Annotated in this window: 25 protein-coding genes; 11 read left to right on the forward strand and 14 right to left on the reverse strand. The window is 71.8% G+C overall.

The features are described 5' to 3' along the window. Positions 1-140: 140 nt before the first annotated feature. Positions 141-329 (forward strand): hypothetical protein, encoded by a 189-nt coding sequence (locus ACFY8U_RS13510; protein WP_361668448.1) that lies wholly within the window; start codon positions 141-143, stop codon positions 327-329. A 25-nt stretch (positions 330-354) separates the two neighbouring features. Here ACFY8U_RS13510 and ACFY8U_RS13515 read toward each other — a convergent pair whose 3' ends face one another. Continuing rightward, a complete protein-coding gene (locus tag ACFY8U_RS13515) occupies positions 355-1,242 on the reverse strand; it encodes a hypothetical protein (protein ID WP_389569435.1) in 888 nt (295 codons plus the stop codon). A 249-nt stretch (positions 1,243-1,491) separates the two neighbouring features. Beyond that, complete coding sequence (locus ACFY8U_RS13520; RefSeq protein ID WP_361436268.1) at positions 1,492-1,716, reverse strand: hypothetical protein; 225 nt, start codon at positions 1,714-1,716, stop codon at positions 1,492-1,494. 115 nt (positions 1,717-1,831) lie between these two features. Between ACFY8U_RS13520 and ACFY8U_RS13525 the strand changes: the two genes are divergently transcribed. Together ACFY8U_RS13525 and ACFY8U_RS13530 are read left to right on the forward strand one after the other, a co-directional pair. Continuing rightward, positions 1,832-2,674 carry a helix-turn-helix domain-containing protein gene (locus ACFY8U_RS13525; RefSeq protein WP_389569438.1) on the forward strand — a complete coding sequence of 281 codons (843 nt, stop codon included), beginning with the start codon at positions 1,832-1,834 and terminating at the stop codon, positions 2,672-2,674. Then, positions 2,646-2,879 (forward strand): DUF397 domain-containing protein, encoded by a 234-nt coding sequence (locus ACFY8U_RS13530; protein WP_389569441.1) that lies wholly within the window; start codon positions 2,646-2,648, stop codon positions 2,877-2,879. Before ACFY8U_RS13525 ends, ACFY8U_RS13530 begins: the two co-directional genes overlap by 29 nt. Here the strand turns inward: ACFY8U_RS13530 and ACFY8U_RS13535 are convergent. The 3 genes from ACFY8U_RS13535 to ACFY8U_RS13545 all read right to left on the reverse strand — a co-directional run bounded on the left by ACFY8U_RS13535 (position 2,862) and on the right by ACFY8U_RS13545 (position 5,469). Then, complete coding sequence (locus ACFY8U_RS13535; RefSeq protein WP_389569443.1) at positions 2,862-4,448, reverse strand: serine/threonine-protein kinase; 1,587 nt, start codon at positions 4,446-4,448, stop codon at positions 2,862-2,864. The genes ACFY8U_RS13530 and ACFY8U_RS13535 overlap by 18 nt on opposite strands. Positions 4,449-4,515: 67 nt before the next feature. Beyond that, positions 4,516-4,836 (reverse strand): hypothetical protein, encoded by a 321-nt coding sequence (locus tag ACFY8U_RS13540; protein WP_389569733.1) that lies wholly within the window; start codon positions 4,834-4,836, stop codon positions 4,516-4,518. 90 nt (positions 4,837-4,926) lie between these two features. Continuing rightward, positions 4,927-5,469 (reverse strand): DapH/DapD/GlmU-related protein, encoded by a 543-nt coding sequence (locus ACFY8U_RS13545; protein ID WP_389569446.1) that lies wholly within the window; start codon positions 5,467-5,469, stop codon positions 4,927-4,929. Between the two features lie 105 nt (positions 5,470-5,574). Here ACFY8U_RS13545 and ACFY8U_RS13550 point away from each other — a divergent pair, with 105 nt between their 5' ends. Both ACFY8U_RS13550 and ACFY8U_RS13555 read left to right on the forward strand, forming a co-directional pair. Then, positions 5,575-6,462, forward strand: coding sequence for a MerR family transcriptional regulator (locus ACFY8U_RS13550; RefSeq protein WP_389569449.1), 888 nt, complete (start codon positions 5,575-5,577; stop codon positions 6,460-6,462). 294 nt (positions 6,463-6,756) lie between these two features. After that, complete coding sequence (locus tag ACFY8U_RS13555; RefSeq protein WP_389569452.1) at positions 6,757-7,326, forward strand: hypothetical protein; 570 nt, start codon at positions 6,757-6,759, stop codon at positions 7,324-7,326. Positions 7,327-7,337: 11 nt separating this feature from the next. Here ACFY8U_RS13555 and ACFY8U_RS13560 read toward each other — a convergent pair whose 3' ends face one another. From ACFY8U_RS13560 to ACFY8U_RS13585, 6 genes are all read right to left on the reverse strand, one after another. Beyond that, the gene (locus tag ACFY8U_RS13560; RefSeq protein ID WP_361436281.1) at positions 7,338-7,727 is read right to left on the reverse strand and encodes a VOC family protein; all 390 of its coding nucleotides are present in this window, start codon (positions 7,725-7,727) and stop codon (positions 7,338-7,340) included. After that, entirely contained in the window at positions 7,724-8,026 is a 303-nt protein-coding gene (locus ACFY8U_RS13565; protein WP_389569455.1) for an ArsR/SmtB family transcription factor, read from the reverse strand. The genes ACFY8U_RS13560 and ACFY8U_RS13565 overlap by 4 nt, the downstream gene beginning before the upstream one ends. A gap of 76 nt (positions 8,027-8,102) precedes the next feature. Then, positions 8,103-9,041: a sigma-70 family RNA polymerase sigma factor gene (locus ACFY8U_RS13570; protein ID WP_389569457.1), complete on the reverse strand. Its 939-nt coding sequence runs from the start codon at positions 9,039-9,041 to the stop codon at positions 8,103-8,105. A gap of 10 nt (positions 9,042-9,051) precedes the next feature. Beyond that, positions 9,052-10,242, reverse strand: a complete 1,191-nt coding sequence (locus ACFY8U_RS13575; RefSeq protein WP_389569460.1) for an NAD(P)/FAD-dependent oxidoreductase — start codon at positions 10,240-10,242, stop codon at positions 9,052-9,054. A 153-nt stretch (positions 10,243-10,395) separates the two neighbouring features. Continuing rightward, positions 10,396-11,232, reverse strand: coding sequence for a tetratricopeptide repeat protein (locus ACFY8U_RS13580; RefSeq protein WP_389569735.1), 837 nt, complete (start codon positions 11,230-11,232; stop codon positions 10,396-10,398). Between the two features lie 5 nt (positions 11,233-11,237). Beyond that, a complete protein-coding gene (locus tag ACFY8U_RS13585; RefSeq protein WP_389569462.1) occupies positions 11,238-12,239 on the reverse strand; it encodes a GNAT family N-acetyltransferase in 1,002 nt (333 codons plus the stop codon). 112 nt (positions 12,240-12,351) lie between these two features. On the opposite strand from ACFY8U_RS13585, the gene fdxA reads away from it, so the two are divergent. Next, complete coding sequence (fdxA, locus tag ACFY8U_RS13590; protein WP_003985062.1) at positions 12,352-12,672, forward strand: ferredoxin; 321 nt, start codon at positions 12,352-12,354, stop codon at positions 12,670-12,672. Positions 12,673-12,755: 83 nt separating this feature from the next. Next, positions 12,756-13,865, forward strand: a complete 1,110-nt coding sequence (locus tag ACFY8U_RS13595) for a bifunctional succinyldiaminopimelate transaminase/glutamate-prephenate aminotransferase (protein ID WP_389569465.1) — start codon at positions 12,756-12,758, stop codon at positions 13,863-13,865. Between the two features lie 100 nt (positions 13,866-13,965). Here ACFY8U_RS13595 and ACFY8U_RS13600 read toward each other — a convergent pair whose 3' ends face one another. Beyond that, complete coding sequence (locus ACFY8U_RS13600; protein ID WP_389569468.1) at positions 13,966-14,400, reverse strand: ATP-binding protein; 435 nt, start codon at positions 14,398-14,400, stop codon at positions 13,966-13,968. A gap of 263 nt (positions 14,401-14,663) precedes the next feature. Next, the gene (locus ACFY8U_RS13605; protein WP_389569471.1) at positions 14,664-15,587 is read right to left on the reverse strand and encodes a hypothetical protein; all 924 of its coding nucleotides are present in this window, start codon (positions 15,585-15,587) and stop codon (positions 14,664-14,666) included. 38 nt (positions 15,588-15,625) lie between these two features. On the opposite strand from ACFY8U_RS13605, the gene dapE reads away from it, so the two are divergent. Further along, positions 15,626-16,708 (forward strand): succinyl-diaminopimelate desuccinylase, encoded by a 1,083-nt coding sequence (gene dapE, locus ACFY8U_RS13610; protein ID WP_389569474.1) that lies wholly within the window; start codon positions 15,626-15,628, stop codon positions 16,706-16,708. A gap of 84 nt (positions 16,709-16,792) precedes the next feature. Then, positions 16,793-17,542, forward strand: coding sequence for a TIGR00730 family Rossman fold protein (locus tag ACFY8U_RS13615; protein ID WP_389569477.1), 750 nt, complete (start codon positions 16,793-16,795; stop codon positions 17,540-17,542). Between the two features lie 111 nt (positions 17,543-17,653). On the opposite strand, the gene folP is transcribed toward ACFY8U_RS13615, so the two are convergent. Next, on the reverse strand, positions 17,654-18,514 hold the full coding sequence (gene folP / locus ACFY8U_RS13620; RefSeq protein WP_389569480.1) for a dihydropteroate synthase: 861 nt from the start codon (positions 18,512-18,514) through the stop codon (positions 17,654-17,656). A gap of 103 nt (positions 18,515-18,617) precedes the next feature. On the opposite strand from folP, the gene ACFY8U_RS13625 reads away from it, so the two are divergent. Further along, complete coding sequence (locus ACFY8U_RS13625) at positions 18,618-18,986, forward strand: DivIVA domain-containing protein (RefSeq protein ID WP_389569482.1); 369 nt, start codon at positions 18,618-18,620, stop codon at positions 18,984-18,986. Further along, on the forward strand, positions 18,983-19,567 hold the full coding sequence (locus tag ACFY8U_RS13630) for a DNA-3-methyladenine glycosylase I (RefSeq protein ID WP_389569485.1): 585 nt from the start codon (positions 18,983-18,985) through the stop codon (positions 19,565-19,567). Before ACFY8U_RS13625 ends, ACFY8U_RS13630 begins: the two co-directional genes overlap by 4 nt. The last annotated feature ends 49 nt before the right edge of the window (positions 19,568-19,616 follow it).

A 19,616-nucleotide genomic window follows, 5' to 3' on the forward strand; every position in this document is an offset into this window, starting at 1 on the left:
ACATGGCGCGTGTATCGCAGCACTCGGGAGTGAACTCTCGACGTCCGACCGGGGAACGGCGACCGAGAGTTGTACAGACAACTCCCGGGTAGGGAGGGGTGATTGTCGCACCGATACCGACTGCGCGAGAGAATGTGTGTATGACCGACGATCAGAATCCCGAATCGGCAGCGGCCGCGGCCGCGGAGCCCACGCCTCGCTGCAAGGAGCCCGGACCGGACAGCTGGGACCTCTTCCTTCAGGGCAACTTCTTCTGCGAGCTGCCTCGCGGCCACGACGGACTGCACTTCGAGACGGGTGCACCCCGCAAATGGTGGGCCGGCGAGTAGGCAGGAAGTCGCCCACGTGTACGCCCTACAGGCGCCGTCGGAGGGCCGCGCGGGCCAGGGAAGGGCCGGTCTGTGCGGTGGTGGTGGGGGAGACGGAGGAGGCCGCGGAAGGCTGACGGCAGCCTCCGCAATGGTCCTCGTCGGCCAACGGCCGGAACAGGTACGGCTGTACGTGAAGCCCGCTCTCGCACTCGCGGAGGCCCGTGACCCTCGGCGGCGGTGGAGGCGGGGCGACCGGCGGCACCTCGCGCAGGATGTACCGCAGGAGCCCGCCGGGGCGGTGGATGGGACTGCCCCTGCCCGGCAGGCAGCGGGAGATGGCGTCCCGTACGGCGTCGGCCATGTGCCCCGCCTCCAGCCAGCGGGCGGTGAGGCCCGTCAACTCGGGGAGCATGGCGCGGGGAACGCGCAGCCTGGGGTCGAGGGCGGGCAGGTCGTCGACGAGGCGCCGGGCGTCGGGAGCCGCGGGCACCTCCGCCGCCTCGGGCGGGGGAGGGGTGGAGGTGTTCTCCCCGGATGTTCCTTCTGGATGACGACCGACGGCCCGACCGGTCGGCTCACCGGCGGCCGGACGGGTGTCCGTCGGAGAGCCGGAGCGCACCGCTGACGCCTCGGCCGGGCTCAGCGGGACGTTGGAGACGAGCTGCCGGGTGGCCCACCGCCCTCCCGCGCCCTGCTCGCGCCACTCGTGCAGATAGCCGGCGGCCTTCAACTGCCCCTTGGCGCGCAGAAACGCGACCTTGCGGATGCCCGCCCGTTCGGCGGTTCTGGAGAGCGGCTCGTTGACGCCGTCGGGGAGGGAGAGCTGCCAGCACAGAAGCCGTACGGCGTCGGAATTGAGATCGGGGTGACGAAGGATCTCGTGGGGGATCTGACTGAAGCGCCGAGTGGGCGCGTTAGCATGACGAAGCATTCCGGGTGCTCCTCTAAGCACTCGAAGTGAAGGCCCTCGGTGCTGGCTGCAACCAGCTCGGGGGCCGCTTTTGTGCTCACCGTACCGCAAGCTCCGTGGTCGTCTGATCACTCGATGTGACGACGCAGCGGTCACACCGGCAGGGCGGAAAGCGCAGAACCGATTCGACCGGCACGTCTCCTCTCCGGGGCGTGTACGTCCTGGTGGCGGACCAGGTGCGGCCGCCGTCGCGCGAGACGCGCAGCCGCATCACCACTCGCCGCCGTACCGCTGCTGCTTCGTGCGCAGCCAGTCCTGGATCTCCCGCGTCTCGCGGGGCGTGGCGGGCCGGAGGTCGCAGGCGCGGATCGTGGCCACGAAGTGCACGAACCGCACGCGCCGGTGGACGCCGTCCACGCCGATGACCTTTCCGGGGCCGTAGACATCGGTTCCGGTGTGGGCGACGAAGGCGCCGGGACCGTGGGGGGTTTGCATTACGTGCGAGCCCTTTCGCTCTGTGTGTTGTTCCGGTCACACAGTGGCGTGGATCACGTTACGCTCGACAGGGGTTCGCATGTGACAACGCAACCAGCACATCGGGGAGTTGGCGGTGGCGATCGAGGACAACCCGGAGTCCCGTAGAAAATACGGTGAAGAGCTGAAACGCCGAAGAGAATCGGCGGGGCTCACCCAGGAGCGCCTGAGCGAACTGACCATCATCTCGCGCACCCACTTGGCGCACATGGAAGCGGGCCGCCGCCGTCCGGACGTGGCGGACGCGCGGCGCTTGGACCAGGTGCTGAACACGGGGGACGACTTCTTCGAACGGTTCCTGCCGATGCTGGACGGCAAGAAGGTGGCGGAGCACTTCGAGGAGGCGCTGGAGTTCGAGGGCCAGGCCATCGTGATCCGGGAGTACGCCCCGAAGCTGGTGCCGGGGCTTCTCCAGACAGAGGCGTACGCGCGGGCAGTACTTGGTTCGGGACACCCGCCGAAGAGTGACGTCGCACGTGACAAGCTCCTTGTCACAAGGCTGGAGCGGGCCCACATTCTGGAGAATTTCGACTCCCCGGTGGTGTGGGTGCTCATGGATGAGGCCGTGCTGAGGCAACACATCGGCGGTCCGGCAGTGATGTGCGAACAGCTGCGTCACATCGTGAGACTGGGGGAGAGCCGCCGTATCCGTGTGCACGTCCTCCCGTTCACAGTGGGCGCGCATGCGATGTTGGAGGGCTTCGTCTCCCTCATGTGGTTCTCGGACCTTCCGCCGATCGCCTACGTCGAGGGCCTCAAGTCCGGCCGTGTTTGGGAGACTCCGTCCGTGGTCCGGGAGTGTCAGGAGGTCTACGATCATGCCCTGGGTGACGCGCTCTCCCATAGCGAGTCGCTGGCTCTGATCAGGTCCGTCGCGGAGGAGTACGAGCATGCAGCACGCACCGACCAGCATCCCTGACGCCTCGGTCCTGCCCTCCTGGCGGAAGTCCTCCTACAGTGGCGGCAGCAGCGGTGAGTGCCTCGAAGTCAGCGACGCCGCCCGTCCCGCCCGCGTCCCCGTCCGGGACAACAAGAACCCCACCGGCCCCGCTCTCCTCTTCCCCGCCGCCGCCTGGGCCGCGTTCGTCGACGGGGTCAAGGGGTCGTCACTCGGGCATCGCTGACAGGGCGGCCCCGGCGACCCCCACGGCCTCGGCCTCGCAGGTGGAGTTCGGGTGCCGGTCGCCGGTCAGCATGACCCAGACGACGAGGTTGCCGTCGCGCACGTTCAGGGAGCAGTTCCAGTCTTCCCAGCGGCCTGTGTCCCAAGAGGCCTCGTCGCCGAAGTCGAGGTTCTCCGCCTCTGTGGCCGTCTCCTGGTCGAAGGTCTCGTCCTGGTGCTCCGTACCGTTCCCGTCCGCGCTGGTCGTCCGTACCAGGGTCCAGCGGACGATCGCGTCCGGCATGTCCCCCGCGTGCAGGTCCGTCTTCTTGGCGTACCAGGAGCAGCGGGTCACGTATTGGGGGCTGTTCTCGACGCTGCTGTCTTGGTCCGCTCGCCGGGGCGGCAGGGGGAGTTTCGGGGCCGCCTCCGCGCAGGTCGGCAGCTTCGTGTACTTGTCCGCCGGACTCTTCGCCGCGCCGCCCTTGCTGTCGTCCTCCTGGAGCGCGAGGTACGTGCCGACTCCCGCGCCCGCCAGAACCGTGACCGCTGCCACCAGGGCCACGAGCCTGCCACGCCTGCGGGGTGCGCGGGCGGGAGGGGGGTCCGCCGTGGTCGCCGTGACGGTCGCGGCCTGCGGGTCGGGCTCGGGGTCCTGTGGGGGCGGCGGGGTGGGCGCAGGGTCCTCGACGACGTCGTCCCCGCCCAACAGGGCTTCCAGCCGGCCCTTCTGCTCGGCGATCAGCTCGTGGACGGCGGGCGGCCAGGGCCGGGTCGCGGGGGAGACCGGACCGAGCAGTTTCCTGAGGTCGGCCAGGGTTGGGCGGTCCGACGGGTCCTTGGCGAGGCAGCGGGCGACGATTCCGCGCAGGTCCTTCGGTACTCCGCCGAGGTCGGGCTTGGCGTGGACCACGTTGAAAAGAGTCATGAGGGTCGAGTCGGCGGCGAACGGAGCGCGGCCGGTCGCGGCGAAGGCGAGGACCGAGCCGAGCGAGAACACGTCGCTCGCCGTGGTGAGGCCCTTGGTCTCGGCCTGCTCGGGCGACATGAACGGGGGCGAGCCGATCACCCAGCCGGTCTGGGTCAGTGCGGTCGCCGCTTCAGGCTCGGCGGCGCGGGCGATGCCGAAGTCGATGACGCGGACGCCGTCCTCGGCGAGCAGGACGTTCTCCGGTTTGAGGTCGCGGTGGATGAGGCCCATGCGGTGGATCTCCTCAAGCGCCGTCACCAGGCCCACCGCCAGTCGGCGTACGGTCTCGGTGGGCAGCGGCCCGGTGGCCTCCACGGCCGCGCCGAGCGAGGGGCCGGGAACGAACACCGAGGCGAGCCACGGCAGCTCGGCGTCCGCGTCGGCGTCCATGACGGCGGCCGTGTAGGCGCCCGAGACCTTGCGGGAGGCGGTGACCTCGCGCCGGAAGCGGCTGCGGAAGCCGTCCTCGGCAGCGAACCGCCGGTGCACCTGCTTCACCGCGGCGAGGCGGCCGTCGGGGGCGGCGCCCAGGAACACGCGGCCCATGCCGCCGCTGCCCAACTCGGTGAGCAGCTGGTACGGCCCGGCCTTGGTCGGGATCGACGCGTCGAGCGGCTTCATACCGGTTCCCCCTCGGTTCCCCCTGAACGCGCAAGATCCTATGGCCGCGGGGGTTCGGGAGGGTGCCCTACGCGGTTTCGGGACCGTCGAGGAAACGGAGCAGCACGTCGGCCTCCGCGCGGAGTCGGGCGGCCCGGTCGGCGTGGGCGGGCGCGGTCAACTGCTCGGCGGCCTCCAGGCGCTCGGCGGCCTCGGCGCGGACGACCTCCACCACGGTGTGCTCGCTCAGCTCCTGCCGTACGGCCTCGGTGGCACCGACACCTGCCGGCGAGGCTTCAAGGGCGGTGCCACGGAGCTGGTCCTCGGTCAGGGGGACGGCCTCGGCGTTGTCCAGCGCGGCGAGCGTCGAGCGCAGGGCGCTCACGGCGGCCTTGTCGCGGGCGCGCATGGCGACGGGCAGTGCTTCACGCATACGAAGACGTACAGACATGCCGGCGACCCTATGCGCCCGCCCGGCCCTCCGCCACGACGAGGTCCGTCACCACCGCCGGTGCACGGTCGCCTTTCCACCGGTCACCAGGCTCGCCGGCGGAACGTCGTCGGCCACGACCGCGCCGGCGGCGATCACGGCATCACGGCCGATGCTGACGCCGGGCAGGATGGTGGCACCGGCACCGATCCACACGTTCTCCGCCACGTCGATGGGTGCGCCGGTGAGGTACAGCCGCCGTTCCTCGGGATCGACCGGGTGGCCGCTGGTGATGAACGTGACCTTCGGTCCGACCATCACGCGCTCGCCGAGCCGGATGCCGGCGTAGTCCAGGAACGTGCAGTTCTGGTTGATGAAGACGCGCTCGGCGAGGTCGAGGTGCAGGCCGTGGTCCGTGTAGAAGGGCGGATAGATCGTGACTCTCGGAGGCAGCGGCTTGCCGAGGATCTGTTCGAACAGCTCCGCCTTGCCCACTTCGTCCTCGAAGGGCAGGACGTTCAGGCGGGAGGTGAGCTCGGTGACCCGCAGGACCCTGTCGGCCATGGCCTGGAACTCAGCGCTGTGAATGCGCATGAGACGGTCGCTGGACATGCCGCGATCCTTTCACGACACCTGACGTCGTCCAGAAGTCGTCGTCCCGAGGTACCGAGGGGCGGCCTTGCGTCTCCCCCAAGGGGAGGTCCCAGAGTGGTCCGCATGGACGGCGACACGCTCTTCTCGATCGGTGAACTGGCGCGGCGGACCGGTGTGACGGTCAAGGCCGTGCGGTTCTACTCCGACGAGGGGATCGTGCCGCCCCTCGACCGCACCCCCGCCGGTCACCGCGTCTACGGCACCGACGCCGTCGCGCGCCTCGGACTCGTACGGACGCTGCGCGAGCTCGGGCTCGGGCTTCCCGCCATCCGGAAGGTCGTGGACCGGGAGGCCTCGCTCGCCGAGGTGGCCGCCGCGCACGCGGAGGCGCTCGACGTGCAGATCCGCACGCTGAGGCTGCGGCGCGTGGTGCTGACGGCGGTGGCCGGGCGGGGATCGACCCCGGAGGAGCTGGACCTGATGCACAAGCTGGCGCGACTGTCCGCCGCCGAACGCGACCGTCTGATCACGGAGTTCCTCGACGCCGCCTACCGCGGCCTCGACCCGGGCGTCGTCCGCTCGGTGACGCCCGTTCTGCCCGACGATCCCGACGACGCGCAGGTCGCCGCGTGGGTGGAGCTCGCGGAACTGACGCAGGACCCGGGGTTCGTGGCCGACACGCGGCAGCTGGTCGAACGGTTCGCCGCCGCCCGGGACGGGGGCCTGGCGCCTCCGCGCCCCCACATCGTGGCCGTGGTCCGCGCGACGGCCGACCTCACGCTCGACCCCGCCTCGCCGGAGGCCCGGTCGATCGTCGACCACGTCACCGCCCACCCGGCCTGCCCGGACGACCTCCCCGCGTGCCTGAAGGCCGCGATCGCCCCGCGCCACACCCGCTACCTCCAGCTCCTGGCCCGGATCAACGCCTGGCCACCCCCGGAACCGGCGACCCCGGCCGTCGAATGGTTCCTGCGGGCGTTGTCGGTGCGGCGCGGTTCGATCGGGCCATGAGCACGGCGCAGGGGTACACCGAACTCGGAGCGGTGACGGCACCCTCCGGGGCACTGGTCCTCGGCAAGGGCGGCTGGATCGACTGGTGGCCCCAGGTGGGCCGGCCGCTCTCCGAGCGCGCCCGGGAAGCCGCCGCGCGGCGGCGGCCATCTGTACGGCCCCGAGGGCGGCGAGCCCTGCTCGTGGGAGTGCGAGGCCGGCGTCGTACCGGCGGCGCAGGACCGGACCCTGCCGGTACGGGCGCAGACCTCCCCCTCGCCCTTCGACGGCGAACCGACGATCTCCGTCCTGGAGGTGGACCTCGGTCTTCCCTGGACGGAAGGGCGCAGTGACGCACCGGTGGTCCTCGGCGACCTGCCCGTCGACCGCTGCGGCATGGTCCTCGGCGACGCGTGCGCCCTGGACTCCTTCGTCGGCCCGGACGGAGAGAATCTCGCCGACCTCACGTACTGGGGGCGGTACGAGAAGGAGGTGCACGCCGAGTTCGGTGGCGAGCGCATCCCGCAGACCTCCTGGGGCCACGGGCCGTACGGCTGGCTCGACCTTCCCCTGCCCGAGGCGCAGGCGCTCGCCGCCCGGCTCCGGGCCTGGGTCGGGAACAGCCCGGGCAGCGGCCTGGTGTGGGCCGTGGAGGCGCACTCCCACGCGTACCGTCTCGCGCGCGCGGCTTGGCCCCGTCCTCTCCTCGACGGGCTGACCGACGTCGCCGGCTGCCCCGTCCTCGGTCTCGGCTGGGATCCCGGCGACCACTCCATGCGTCACCACGGCGAGCGCGCCGCCGGGCAGGTCTACCCCGCCACCCTCGAACGCCTCGACGGCGGGACCGTCCTGCGGTGGACGGTCCCGCCGTGGAGCGAGGAGTGACGGCGCGTGCCCTACGGCTTCGTCGCGAGCTGGATCAGGTTGCCGCACGTGTCGTCGAGGACCGCCGTGGTGACCGGGCCCATCTCCAGGGGCTCCTGGACGAAGCGGACGCCCAGGGCGGTCAGGCGCTCGTGCTCCGCCTTCACGTCGTCGACGGCGAACTGGGCGAGCGGGATGCCGTCGCCGACGAGCGCGTCGCGGTAGGCCTTGACCGCCGGGTGGCCGGCGGGCTCCAGAAGGAGTTCGGTGCCCTCGGGCTCGTCGGGCGAGACGACGGTCAGCCACCGGTCCTTCTCGCCCACCGGGACGTCGTGCTTCTTCACGAAGCCGAGGATCTCGGTGTAGAAGTGCAGGGCCTTCGCCTGGTCGTCGACGAAGACGCTGGTCAGATGGATCTTCATGGGGTGCTCTCCCGCGGTCCGGAGGTGTCGGGCACGAGCCATCGCTCGGTGATCTGCCGCAGCGGGGCCGTGTTCAGGTCGTGGAACTTGCAGCGCCCCTCCCGCCTGGTCTCGACGAGCCCCGCGGCCTCCAGCACGGCGAGGTGCTGGGAGACCGCCTGGCGCGAGATGCCGAGCTGATGCTTCATGCTCAGCCGCGAGCAGATCTCGAACAGCGTCTGTCCGGACCTCTCCGTCAGCTCGTCGAGGATCGTGCGGCGGGTGGGGTCGGCCAAGGCTTTGAATATCTCGTCGGCCATGACCCCAGAATAGGCAAGTATTCACTTGCCTATCAAGTCGACGCGCACCGCCGGGCGGCACCCACGCGTACCCAGGTCACCACGCGTCGATGACCGGCGCCCCCGATTCGTGGTGCCGCCAGGCCTCGTTGAGGCGCCCGAGCCGGTCCGCGGCGGCGATCCCGTGCAGGGACGCGACCCTGCCGTCGCTGACGTCGAACACGACGGCCCCCACGACCCGGCCGTCGACCACGGCGAGAACGGCCGGGGAGCCGTTGACCGGCGCGATGTACATCGCGGGGGAGCCGCCCGCCAGCCGCCGCTTCGCCGGCGTCGGCTTGAAGCCTGCCCGCACGAAGGAGGCGACGCGCTCGCGCGTCGTGAACCGCAGCAGCCGCCTGGCCAGTCCGGCGCCGTCCGACACCGCCGTCACGTCGTCGGTCAGCAGCGCCACCAGCCGTTCGGTGCGCCCCGACGAGGCGGCGGCGAGGAACTCCTCGACGACCCGGCGCGCGGACGCGGGGTCCACCTCACCGCCGCCGCGCCGCTCGGCGGCGACCCGGCGCCGCGCCCGGTGGACATGCTGCTGGCTCGCGGACTCGGTGATGTCGAGGATCCCCGCGATCTCCGCGTGGGGGTACGCGAAGGCCTCGCGCAGGACGTAGGCGGCGCGCTCGACCGGTGAGAGGCGTTCCAAGAGGGTCAGTACGGCCAGGGACACCGATTCGCGCTGCTCGACTGTGTCGGCGGGGCCGAGCATCGGGTCGCCCTCGAGGAGCGGCTCGGGCAGCCAGACACCGGCCGCCCGTTCGTGCCGCGCCTGCGCCGAGCGGAGCCGGTCGAGGCAGAGGTTGGTGACGACCTTGGTCAGCCACGCCTCCGGCACCTCGACATAACCGCGGTCCGCTGCCTGCCAGCGCAGGAACGTGTCCTGCACGGCGTCCTCGGCGTCGGCCGCCGAGCCGAGCAGACGGTACGCCAGCGAGGCCAGCCGGCCCCGGCTGGCCTCGAACAGGTCGATGGCTGCGCTGTCCATGCGGAGCAGCCTAGGCGGCGACCCTCACAGCGGCCCCCTCCGGCGCGGTGGCCAGGCGGCGCCTGCGCTTCGGCATGCCGAAGGTCGGGTGGGCGATGCCCCATCCGGCCCCCTTGAGCACGCCCGCCTTGAGCCGCGCGGCGGCCCGGCCGCCCAGGTACCAGGACGCCGACCGGACGTCCCGGTCCACCATCTGGAAGATCGCGTCCCGCCGCCCGAGGCTGATGTGGTTGCCGTAGTACTTCAGCCCGGTGGCCGGGACCTCCCCACCCGTCAGACGGGCGATGATCGCTGCGGTCGCCTGCATGTTGGTGAAACCGGCCGAGGCACAGGACATCGGCAGCGGCCGGCCGTTCTCGCCGATCGCGTAGGCGCAGTCACCGGCGGCGTAGACGTCCGGGTGCGAGACCGAGCGCATGGTGCGGTCGACGACGATCTGCCCGGTCTCGGCGACCTCCAGGCCGCTCGCGGCCGCGATGGGGTGCACGGCGAACCCGGCCGCCCACACGGTCACGTCGGCCGGGATCGACGTACCGCCGGCGGCGATCGCCCGTGCAGGCTCGACGGCTTCGATGCCGGTCTGCTCGTGGACGGTGATGCCGAGCCGTGCGAAGGCCCGGCGCAGATGCCGGCGTGCCTTCGGGGAGAGCCAGGCGCCCAGCTCGCCGCGGGCGGCGAGCGTGACCGAGAGGTCGCGCCGGGACTCGGCGATCTCGGTGGCGGTCTCGATGCCGGTCAGCCCCTCACCGACGACCAGCACCGTGCCGCCGGCGCCCAGGCCGGCCAGGCGCTCGCGCAGACGCAGCGCCGAGGACAGGCCGGTCACGTCGAAGGCGTGCTCGGCGACGCCGGGGACGCCATGGTGGGCGACGGAGCTGCCGAGCGCGTAGAGGAGGGTGTCGTACCCGAGCTCGCCGTCGCCGTCCTCGCCCGTCACGGCGACGGTCCTGCGCTCGGGGTCGACGCCGGTGACGCGCGCGAGGCGCAGCCGCACCCCGGTGCCGGCGAACACGTCGGCCAGCTTGCGGACCGCGAGGTCCTGGCCGCTCGCGAGCTGGTGGAGCCGCATCCGCTCGACGAAGTCGGGCACGGCGTTGACGACGGTGATCTCGGTGTCGGCGGGGGAGAGCCGGCGGGCCAGATTCCCGGCGGCGAAGGCCCCGGCGTATCCGGCGCCGAGGACGACGATGCGGTGCTTCATGGCGTTGCTCCTGTCTCGTTCGCGTGCCCCTTGAACGAGACGGCGCACCGATTGCTGACAGGAGTCGGCTGTGACCCAGGTCACGGAGTCAGGGTGAGCGGGCGAACCTCGGCATCGATCGGTGCCGGGGAACGGGGTGGCCGCACCGGAGTACTAGTTCAGCAGCGCCCGCGCCGCCTGCGCCCGGTTCCGGATCGACGCCGCCGCGCTCGGTTCGACCGCGTCGACGACCGAGGCGTACGCCTCCATCTCCGCGGCCCCCGCCAGGAACTCGCCCCGCTGCACCAGCAGCTCCGCGTGCTCGTAGCGCAGCCTTGCCGGGTGGGCGGGGAGGAGCAGGGACAGTTCCACCGCCCACAGCGCCACCCCGGAGCGCTCCGGGCGGGGCGAGGCCCAGGCACGGATGTTGTTCAGGACGCGCAGGACGATCTCCAGCGCGTTCGCCGGGCGCAGCATCGACGGCTCCAGGGGCTCGCCCGTCGCCCCCGCCACCAGCAGCTCCGCGTCCATGCCGGTCATCGGCCGGCCGCCCGCGAACGGGTCGGCGAAGACCTGTGCGGACGCGTCGCCGAAGCCCACCACGAAGTGGCCCGGCAGGCCGAGGCCGTACACCGGCGCACCCGCCCGGCGGGCGACCTCCATCCAGACCACGGACAGGAGGATCGGCAGACCGCGCCGCCGCCTCAGGACCTCGTGCAGCAGCGAGGACTCCAGCCGCTGATAGTCGGCCGGGACGCCCTGGAAGCCGTACCGTCCGCCGAGCAGCCGGGCCAGCGCGGCCACCCAGTCGTCCGGCTCGCGCAGGCCGTACGGCAGCTCCCCGGCCAGCCGGTCCAGCTCGATCTCCGCCGCGTCCAGATCCGCCGGCGTCACCGACTCGTCCGCGACCGCCCCGATCAGCAGACAGAGCCGCGCGAGGTCCGGGCGCCGCGAACGGGCCTCCTCCGCGAACTCCCGCCGCCAGTCGGTCGCGTCGGTCACGCCGGTCACCTCGCTCACGCCTCGGTCGCTCGATAGTGGTGGTAGTGGTGATGGACCGCGAAGCCCATGCCTTCGTAGAGCGACCGCGCCGCGTCGTTCTCCGCCTCCACCTGCAGCCAGGCCGCCGAGGCGCCCTCGCCGAGGGCCTGCCGGGCGAGTGCCGCCATCACGGCCGTGGCCAGGCCCTGACGCCGCTGCGCGGGGTCGACCTCCACCGCCATGAACCCGGCCCAGCGGCCGTCGACCACACACCGTCCGATCGCCGCCGGTATGTCTTCCGTGCCCGGTACGGACGCGAACCACACACTGGGGCCGCTGGACAGGACGCTCAGCACATGGGGTCCGACCACACCGGACCGGTTGTAGCGCCGGAGCCACGCGTCGTCCACACTCCGCGCGAGCCGGACGCGTGACACGTCCGCGTCCAGGTCGCCGATCGGGGCCAGCCCGCCGACCCGTACCTCCGCCGAGACCTCCGACCGCCAGCCGTGCCGTTCGAGGTCGGCGCAGAGCAGCTCCTGCGTGCCCTCGGCGCCGGTCGCCGTCTGTACGTACGCGGGGAGGTCCCGCTTCCCGTACCAGTCGCGCACCCGCGCGAGCGCCTCGCCCAGCGGAAGCCCGGGGTCGCCGAGCGGCAGCACGGAATTGGCCCGCCGGGTGAAACCGCCGGCCGCCCGCAGCGTCCACCCGCCCAGCGCCTCGCTCTCCACCGGCTGCCAACCGCGCGCCGTCGTCCGCGCCAGCTCCTCGAAGGAGGTGGCGGGGCCGCGCCTGCGGGCCGGGGCGGCGGGGACGACCTTGCCGGCGACGAGGGTGGATTCCGCGATCCGGACGGTCTCACCGGTCCGCCGTGTGATCAAGAGCACACCGTCGTCCCATGATGTGAGCACGCCGACCGCGTCAGTGAATTTCCCGCCCTGGTCACCCGCGTCCGTCACGTACCGAACTGAGACACGTTTTCCCACGTCAGCGCGGGTAATACGTACCTCAAGGCGCCCTCCTGCGGTGAATTCCACAGCTTCTCCGCCCCTCCTGTTCGGATCGACCCCAAGAACGGAGATACTAGGGGCGGGCATCGACGACGCCGCGCTCCCGCGCAGACCAGCCCTACCGAGGAGGAACGACAGCGTGACCTACGTCATCGCGCAGCCTTGTGTCGACGTCAAGGACAAGGCATGCATCGAGGAGTGCCCCGTCGACTGCATCTACGAGGGCTCCCGGTCCTTGTACATCCACCCGGACGAATGCGTCGACTGTGGTGCTTGTGAGCCGGTGTGCCCGGTCGAGGCCATCTTCTACGAGGACGACACCCCGGAGGAGTGGAAGGACTACTACAAGGCGAACGTCGAGTTCTTCGACGAGCTCGGTTCGCCCGGTGGTGCCTCCAAGCTCGGCCTGATCGAGCGCGACCACCCCTTCATCGCCGCTCTGCCGCCGCAGAACGGCTGATATCCCCGCCCTCGGTCCCGTACGGCCTCGCCCGCTGTACGGGACCGACGCGTTTCCCGTACGTACGACGAAGTGAGCCACTCGTGAGCGCAGTCTCGGGCGCAGTCTCCTCGCGCCTGCCCGTCTTCCCCTGGGACAAGCTGGAGCCGTACAAGAAGACGGCGGTCGCCCACCCGGACGGCATCGTGGACCTGTCCGTGGGCACGCCGGTCGACCCCGTGCCGGAGCTGATCCGGCGCGCGCTGGTCGCGGCCGCGGACTCGCCCGGCTATCCGACGGTCTGGGGCACCACCGAGCTGCGGGACGCGCTCACCGGCTGGTGCGAGCGGCGCCTCGGCGCGGTCGCGCTCACCCACCACAACGTGCTGCCGGTCGTCGGCTCCAAGGAGCTGGTGGCCTGGCTGCCGACGCAGCTGGGCCTCGGCGCCGGGGACCAGGTCGCCTACCCGCGCCTCGCCTACCCGACGTACGAGGTCGGCGCGCGGCTCTGCGGCGCGGAGCCCGTCGTCTACGACGACCCGACCACCGACCTCGACCCGGCCGCGGTCAAGCTGCTCTGGCTCAACTCACCCTCCAACCCGACGGGCAAGGTCCTGGGCAAGGACGAGCTGACCCGGATCGTGGCCTGGGCGCGCGAGCACGGCATCCTCGTCTTCTCCGACGAGTGCTACCTGGAGCTGGGCTGGGAGGCCGACCCGGTCTCCGTGCTGCATCCGGACGTCTGCGGCGGTTCGTACGAGGGCATCGTCGTCGTCCACTCGCTCTCCAAGCGCTCCAACCTGGCCGGCTACCGCGCCGCGTTCATCGCGGGCGACGCGGCCGTCCTCGGCGAGCTGCTCCAGATCCGCAAGCACGGCGGGATGATGACGGCCGCCCCGGTGCAGGCCGCCACGGTCGCCGCCCTGGGCGACGACACGCACGTCGCCGAGCAGCGGGAGCGGTACGCGGCCCGGCGCTCGGCGCTGCGGACGGCCCTCGAGGCGCACGGCTTCCGGATCGAGCACAGCGAGGCGAGCCTCTACCTGTGGGCGACCCGCGACGAGCCGTGCTGGGAGACGGTGGCGTACCTGGCCGAGAAGGGCATCCTGGTCGCGCCCGGCGACTTCTACGGGACGGCGGGGGAGCGCTTCGTCCGCGTGGCCTTCACGGCCACGGACGAACGCGTCGAGGCCGCGGTCAAACGCCTGGGCTGAGCGTGCCCGGGGCGGGGGCACGCGTATGTGAGAGGGCCCGGGGAGCGTGACGCTTCCCGGGCCCTTTCCCGTACCGGTGCTGGAGAACCGGACGGGGTTCTCAGCCGCCGAGCGGCAGGCCGCCCAGGGTGGGCACACCGCCGCCGGCCGGCAGGTTCTGGCCGAGGCCGCCCGCCGCCGGGGCGGTCTCGCCGAGGACCTCGCCCGCGCTGCCCGTGGCGTCACCGGCGACCTTCTGCGCGGCCGGCGCGGCGGTCTTGCCCGCCTCGCCCACGGTCTTGCCGGCGGCCGGGACGGTCTTGTCCACGGCCTTGCCACCGGTGTCGCCGACGACACCGGTAGCAGTCTGCGAGGCACCGTCGACGGCGTTGCCGACACCGGCGCCGTCCAGCGAGCTGATGCCGGAGAGCGCGCCGGTGGGCGCGATGTTGTGGTCCATGGCGCTCGCGGAGCCGGCCGCACCGACCACGGGGGCTGCTCCGGCCGCGACGAGAAGGGCGGCGCGGGCGATCCGACGGGTCAGGGGGAGGGACATGGTGCTCCTTCGACGAAGACGACGTGCTGACGCCGTGACAACCGAGGCGAGGGAGGGAGAGGTTTCGGCGGCCGAAGGTAAAGGCTCCGCAATGCATCGCATTATCGGGTGGGGAGGAAACCGGACGAACGCGCCGAAGATCCAACACCTGCTGAACCGTCACTTCCCTTGCCGGGCAAGGGAAGCACAGGGGTAAGTGCGGGCCGGTGGTGGCGAGTGTCGGCGAATACCCGGTCGGGTGACGCCCCCGTACGCGCGTCCGGCTATCGCGCGAGCCGGATGCGCACCGTTCCTTCACCGGCCGCGTCGGCCGTCTTCGTCCACGCACCCGCGGAGTCGCCCGCGCGCCAGACCTTGTCCGCGTACGCCACTTCCACGATCCGCAGATCCTCCGCGCGCGCCACGGCCCAGTGCGCGAGCTCCCAGCCGCGCTGGGCGTCCGACCCGGTGGTCGCCAGGACCGGCACGGAGACCACGGCGGAGGACGACGAGCCGACGCTCGTCCTGGCGCTGCCGCCGGCCGTCGTCCGGGGCGCCGCCTTCTTGCCGAAGGCCCGTACCAGCTCCGCCCGCAGCTTCGCCGGATCGCCCGCGGCGACGTCCCGCGCGGGGTCCGTCATACAGCGGAGGGCGGCGGGCGAGCGGCCCGTCAGCGCGGCCGAGAGAAGCGTCGCGTCCGGCTCGTGCTTCGCGTACGCCTGCGGGAAACCGCTGCGCTGCACCTTCTGCGCCGCCACGGTCAGCGGGAGCCGCGAATAGCCCGGAACCTCCGCCAGACCTTCGTAGAACCTCCCCGAGGAGTACACCGGATCCATGATCTGCTCCGGCGTTCCCCAGCCCATGGACGGGCGCTGCTGGAACAGTCCGAGCGAGTCCCGGTCGCCGTGCGTGATGTTGCGCAGCGCGGACTCCTGGAGCGCGGTCGCCAGGGCGATCGTGACCGCGCGCTCCGGCATCCGGCGCGTGGTGCCCACGGCCGAGATGGTGGCGGCGTTCGACGCCTGCTCCAGGGTGAATTCGTAGGTGTTCTCGCCACTGCCGACCGTGCACCGAGGGGCGCCCTTGGAGCCCGTCGACTGGTGTACGGCCACATAGGCGATCAGGCCGCAGAGCACGACGAAGGCGGCCGTGAACCTGGCGAGACGGCCCTTGCGGGGGCTGCGGGGGGAACGGGTGGGCTCGGACACGGGGCCCACCGTACTGGAGGCCGGGTTAGGGTCGGCACATGGCTGACAACGCTCCTCTCGACCTCACGCTGGACGGCCCCGCGCTCACCGCCGCGCTCGTCGACTTCCCCTCGGTCAGCGGCACCGAGAAGCCGCTCGCCGACGCGATCGAGCAGGCGCTGCGGCCCCTGCCGCACCTCACCGTCGACCGGTTCGGCAACAACGTCGTCGCCCGCACCCGGCTCGGCCACGAGGAGCGCGTGATCCTCGCCGGGCACATCGACACCGTGCCGATCGCCGACAACGTGCCCTCGCGACTCGACGAGAACGGCATCCTGTGGGGCTGCGGCACGTCCGACATGAAGTCGGGCGTCGCCGTCCAGCTCAGGATCGCCGCCACCGTCCCCGAGCCCAACCGCGACCTCACCTTCGTCTTCTACGACCAGGAGGAGGTCGCCGCGCACCTCAACGGCCTCGGGAAGGTCGCCGAGGCCCACCCCGACTGGCTGGAGGGCGACTTCGCGGTCCTCCTCGAAGGCTCGAACGCCGAGGTCGAGGGCGGCTGCCAGGGCACGCTCCGCGTCCTCCTGCGCACGGAGGGCGAGCGCGCCCACTCCGCGCGCTCCTGGATGGGCTCCAACGCCATCCACACCGCAGCCCCGATCCTCGCCCGCCTCGCCGCGTACGAGCCGCGCAAGCCGGTCATCGACGGCCTGGAGTACCACGAGGGCCTCAACGCCGTACGGATCGAGGGCGGCGTCGCCAACAACGTCATCCCCGACGCCTGCACCGTCGTCGTCAACTACCGCTACGCCCCCGACCTCACCCCCGAGGAGGCCGAGGCGCACGTCCGCGAGGTCTTCGCCGACTGCGGTGTCGCCGAGTTCGTCGTCGACGACCACAGCGGAGGCGCCCTGCCGGGCCTCTCCCACCCGGCCGCCGAGGCGTTCATGAAGGCGGTCGGCGGCACGGCCCACCCCAAGTTCGGCTGGACCGACGTGGCCCGCTTCAGCGCCCTCGGCGTCCCCGCCGTCAACTACGGACCCGGCGACCCGATCTACGCGCACAAGGTGGACGAGCACGTCGTCGTCGAGCGGATCGTGCAGTGCGAGGCACGTCTCCGCGACTGGCTCACTGCCTGACAGCCGAATTTCTGCTTTTTGTCACGTCTGTGGACCTACCCTGACCGAATCAGAAGATCAGTGGATCGGCGGAGGGAGCAGACCATGGGTGTCCCCGAGGGAGGGTCGAAGCCGGAGGAGCAGCGGTTGGGACCGGTGTTGAGGCGCCGGGACCAGGTCCAGCCGGGCACCACCGATCAGCGTCTGCTGGACACCGAGGGTGACTCGGAATGGGTGCACACCGACCCCTGGCGGGTCATGCGCATCCAGTCCGAGTTCGTGGAGGGATTCGGCGCGCTCGCCGAACTGCCGAGCGCGATCAGCGTCTTCGGCTCGGCCCGCACGAAGCCGGACTCGCCGGAGTACGAAGCGGGCGTGCGGCTCGGCCGCGCGCTGGTCGAGGCCGGCTTCGCGGTGATCACGGGCGGCGGCCCGGGCGCGATGGAGGCGGCGAACAAGGGCGCGCGGGAGGCCAAGGGCATCTCGGTGGGCCTCGGGATCGAGCTCCCCTTCGAGCAGGGTCTCAACCCGCACGTCGACATCGGCGTGAACTTCCGCTACTTCTTCGTCCGCAAGACGATGTTCGTGAAGTACGCCCAGGGCTTCGTGGTCCTCCCGGGCGGCCTCGGCACCCTGGACGAGCTCTTCGAGGCGCTCACCCTGGTCCAGACGCGCAAGGTGACCAGCTTCCCGATCGTGCTCTTCGGTACGGAGTACTGGAAGGGCCTCGTCGACTGGCTCCGCGACTCGGTGGTCGCGGGCGGCAAGGCCTCGGAACGGGACCTGCTGCTCTTCCACGTGACGGACGACGTGGACGAGGCGGTCGCCCTGGTGTCGAAGGAAACGGCCCGGTAGCAAAAGTGAGCCTCGCCGGCGAGTGAGGCGCGGGTTCCGGGGCGGATCCCCGGTCCGGGAAGGGGCGGGGTGGGGAAAGTGCCCGCTGCGGGCGCCCCGCCCCTTCCGTACCTACGCCAGACCCCGCCGTGCGACGGCCGGCGCCCGGTGCCCGGCGATGGACGCCACCATGTCGAGGACCTGCCGCGTCTCGGCCACCTCGTGAACGCGGTACACCTGCGCCCCGAGCCACGCGGAGACGGCCGTCGTCGCCAGGGTGCCGAGCACCCGCTCCTTCACCGGCCGATCCAGCGTCTCCCCCACGAAGTCCTTGTTGGACAGGGACACGAGCACCGGCCACCCCGTCTCCGTCATCTCACCGAGCCGCCGCGTCGCCTCCAGGCTGTGGCGGGTGTTCTTCCCGAAGTCGTGGCCGGGGTCGATCATGATGCCGTCGCGCCGCACCCCGAGTCCGACCGCCCGCTCGGCCAGTCCGACGGTCACCCGCAGGATGTCGGCCATCACGTCCTCGTACTCGACCCGGTGCGGCCGGGTCCTCGGCTCCGCGCCGCCCGCGTGGGTGCAGACGAGACCGGCTCCGTACCGCGCCGCGACCTCGGCGAGCCGTGGATCCACCCCGCCCCACGCGTCGTTGAGGACGTCCGCGCCGGCCTCGCAGACCGCCTCGCCGACGTCCGCGCGCCAGGTGTCGACGCTGATGACGGCGTCCGGGTGCCGTCGCCGTACCTCCGCGACGAAGCCGACCGTGCGGCGCGCCTCCTCCTCGGCCGAGACCTCCTCGCCCGGGCCCGCCTTCACCCCGCCGATGTCGATGATGGCGGCGCCCTCGGCCACGGCCTGCTCGACGCGGGCGAGAGCGGGCTCGTCGCGGAAGGTGGCGCCCTGGTCGTAGAAGGAATCCGGGGTCCGGTTCACGATCGCCATGATCACCGGCTCGTGCGGCCCGAATTCACGCCGTCCCAAGCGCAGCATCCCTTTTGTCCTCCCTCGCGTCCGTTCGCTGCGACCCTAACTGTCGGCGGCGCATGGCACGATCGACCACGGGACGAATTCCACTTCGGGGAGAGGCGCGCTGGTGTTCTGGTTTTTGCTGATCGCGATGGTCGTGGTCGTCGCTGCGGTCACCCTCGCGGTGGTCGGCGGCGGCGACAGCGAGGTGCTGCCCGAGGTGGCGCCCGAGCAGCTGGTGGACCCGCTGCCGGTGACCCGCTCCGTGGCCCGCGACGACGTCGAGGCGCTTCGCCTGCCGGTGACGGTGCGGGGGTATCGCATGGCGGACGTGGACGACGTCCTGGGGCGCCTGGGCGCCGAGCTCGCGGAGCGGGACGCCCGGATCGCCGAGCTGGAGGCCGCGCTCGCGTCGGGGCCCGGCAGGCCGGGCCCGTCGTCCGGTGGTCCGTCGTCCGGTCCTTCCCTCCGCAAGGACGAAGGGGAAGACCGGTGACCGGCGAGGCGGTCCCCGGCCCGGACGGGCGGCTGCGCTGCCCCTGGGGCCTGTCGACCGAGGACTACGTCACGTACCACGACGAGGAGTGGGGACGGCCGGTCCACGGGGACGACGCCCTCTTCGAGCGGCTCTGCCTGGAGGCCTTCCAGTCCGGGCTCTCGTGGATCACGATCCTGCGCCGCCGCGAGGGCTTCCGGCGGGCCTTCGCCGACTTCAAGATCGCCTCGGTCGCGGAGTTCGGCGAGGCGGACCGGGAGCGGCTCCTCGCGGACGAGGGCATCATCCGCAACCGCGCCAAGGTCGACGCGACGATGGCCAACGCGAAGGCGCTGGCCGAGTGGGCCCCCGGTGAGCTGGACAGTCTGATCTGGGCCTACGCCCCGGACCCGGCGGCCCGCCCCGCACCCCGCACGATCGCCGACGTCCCGGCGGTGACCGACGAGTCGACGGCCCTGGCGAAGGCCCTAAAGAAGCGCGGCCTCCGCTTCATCGGCCCCACGACGGCCTACGCCCTGATGCAGGCCTGCGGCCTCGTCGACGACCACCTCGAGGCCTGCGTCTCCCGGGGCGCCTCCTAGAGACACCCCGGAGAGACCCGGGAGAGTCGCCCCGGGAGCCGCCGGGCGC

The sequence above is a fragment of the Streptomyces sp. NPDC012508 genome (assembly GCF_042902595.1).
GTDB lineage: Bacteria > Actinomycetota > Actinomycetes > Streptomycetales > Streptomycetaceae > Streptomyces.

Coding starts and splice junctions, on each gene's coding strand:
- ACFY8U_RS13510 (WP_361668448.1), top strand. CDS start 141: ATGACCGACGATCAGAATCCCGAATCGGCAGCGGCCGCGGCCGCGGAG.
- ACFY8U_RS13515 (WP_389569435.1), bottom strand. CDS start 1,242: ATGCTTCGTCATGCTAACGCGCCCACTCGGCGCTTCAGTCAGATCCCC.
- ACFY8U_RS13520 (WP_361436268.1), bottom strand. CDS start 1,716: ATGCAAACCCCCCACGGTCCCGGCGCCTTCGTCGCCCACACCGGAACC.
- ACFY8U_RS13530 (WP_389569441.1), top strand. CDS start 2,646: ATGCAGCACGCACCGACCAGCATCCCTGACGCCTCGGTCCTGCCCTCC.
- ACFY8U_RS13535 (WP_389569443.1), bottom strand. CDS start 4,448: ATGAAGCCGCTCGACGCGTCGATCCCGACCAAGGCCGGGCCGTACCAG.
- ACFY8U_RS13540 (WP_389569733.1), bottom strand. CDS start 4,836: ATGCGCGCCCGCGACAAGGCCGCCGTGAGCGCCCTGCGCTCGACGCTC.
- ACFY8U_RS13545 (WP_389569446.1), bottom strand. CDS start 5,469: ATGTCCAGCGACCGTCTCATGCGCATTCACAGCGCTGAGTTCCAGGCC.
- ACFY8U_RS13550 (WP_389569449.1), top strand. CDS start 5,575: ATGGACGGCGACACGCTCTTCTCGATCGGTGAACTGGCGCGGCGGACC.
- ACFY8U_RS13560 (WP_361436281.1), bottom strand. CDS start 7,727: ATGAAGATCCATCTGACCAGCGTCTTCGTCGACGACCAGGCGAAGGCC.
- ACFY8U_RS13565 (WP_389569455.1), bottom strand. CDS start 8,026: ATGGCCGACGAGATATTCAAAGCCTTGGCCGACCCCACCCGCCGCACG.
- ACFY8U_RS13570 (WP_389569457.1), bottom strand. CDS start 9,041: ATGGACAGCGCAGCCATCGACCTGTTCGAGGCCAGCCGGGGCCGGCTG.
- ACFY8U_RS13575 (WP_389569460.1), bottom strand. CDS start 10,242: ATGAAGCACCGCATCGTCGTCCTCGGCGCCGGATACGCCGGGGCCTTC.
- ACFY8U_RS13600 (WP_389569468.1), bottom strand. CDS start 14,400: ATGTCCCTCCCCCTGACCCGTCGGATCGCCCGCGCCGCCCTTCTCGTC.
- dapE (WP_389569474.1), top strand. CDS start 15,626: ATGGCTGACAACGCTCCTCTCGACCTCACGCTGGACGGCCCCGCGCTC.
- ACFY8U_RS13615 (WP_389569477.1), top strand. CDS start 16,793: ATGGGTGTCCCCGAGGGAGGGTCGAAGCCGGAGGAGCAGCGGTTGGGA.
- folP (WP_389569480.1), bottom strand. CDS start 18,514: ATGCTGCGCTTGGGACGGCGTGAATTCGGGCCGCACGAGCCGGTGATC.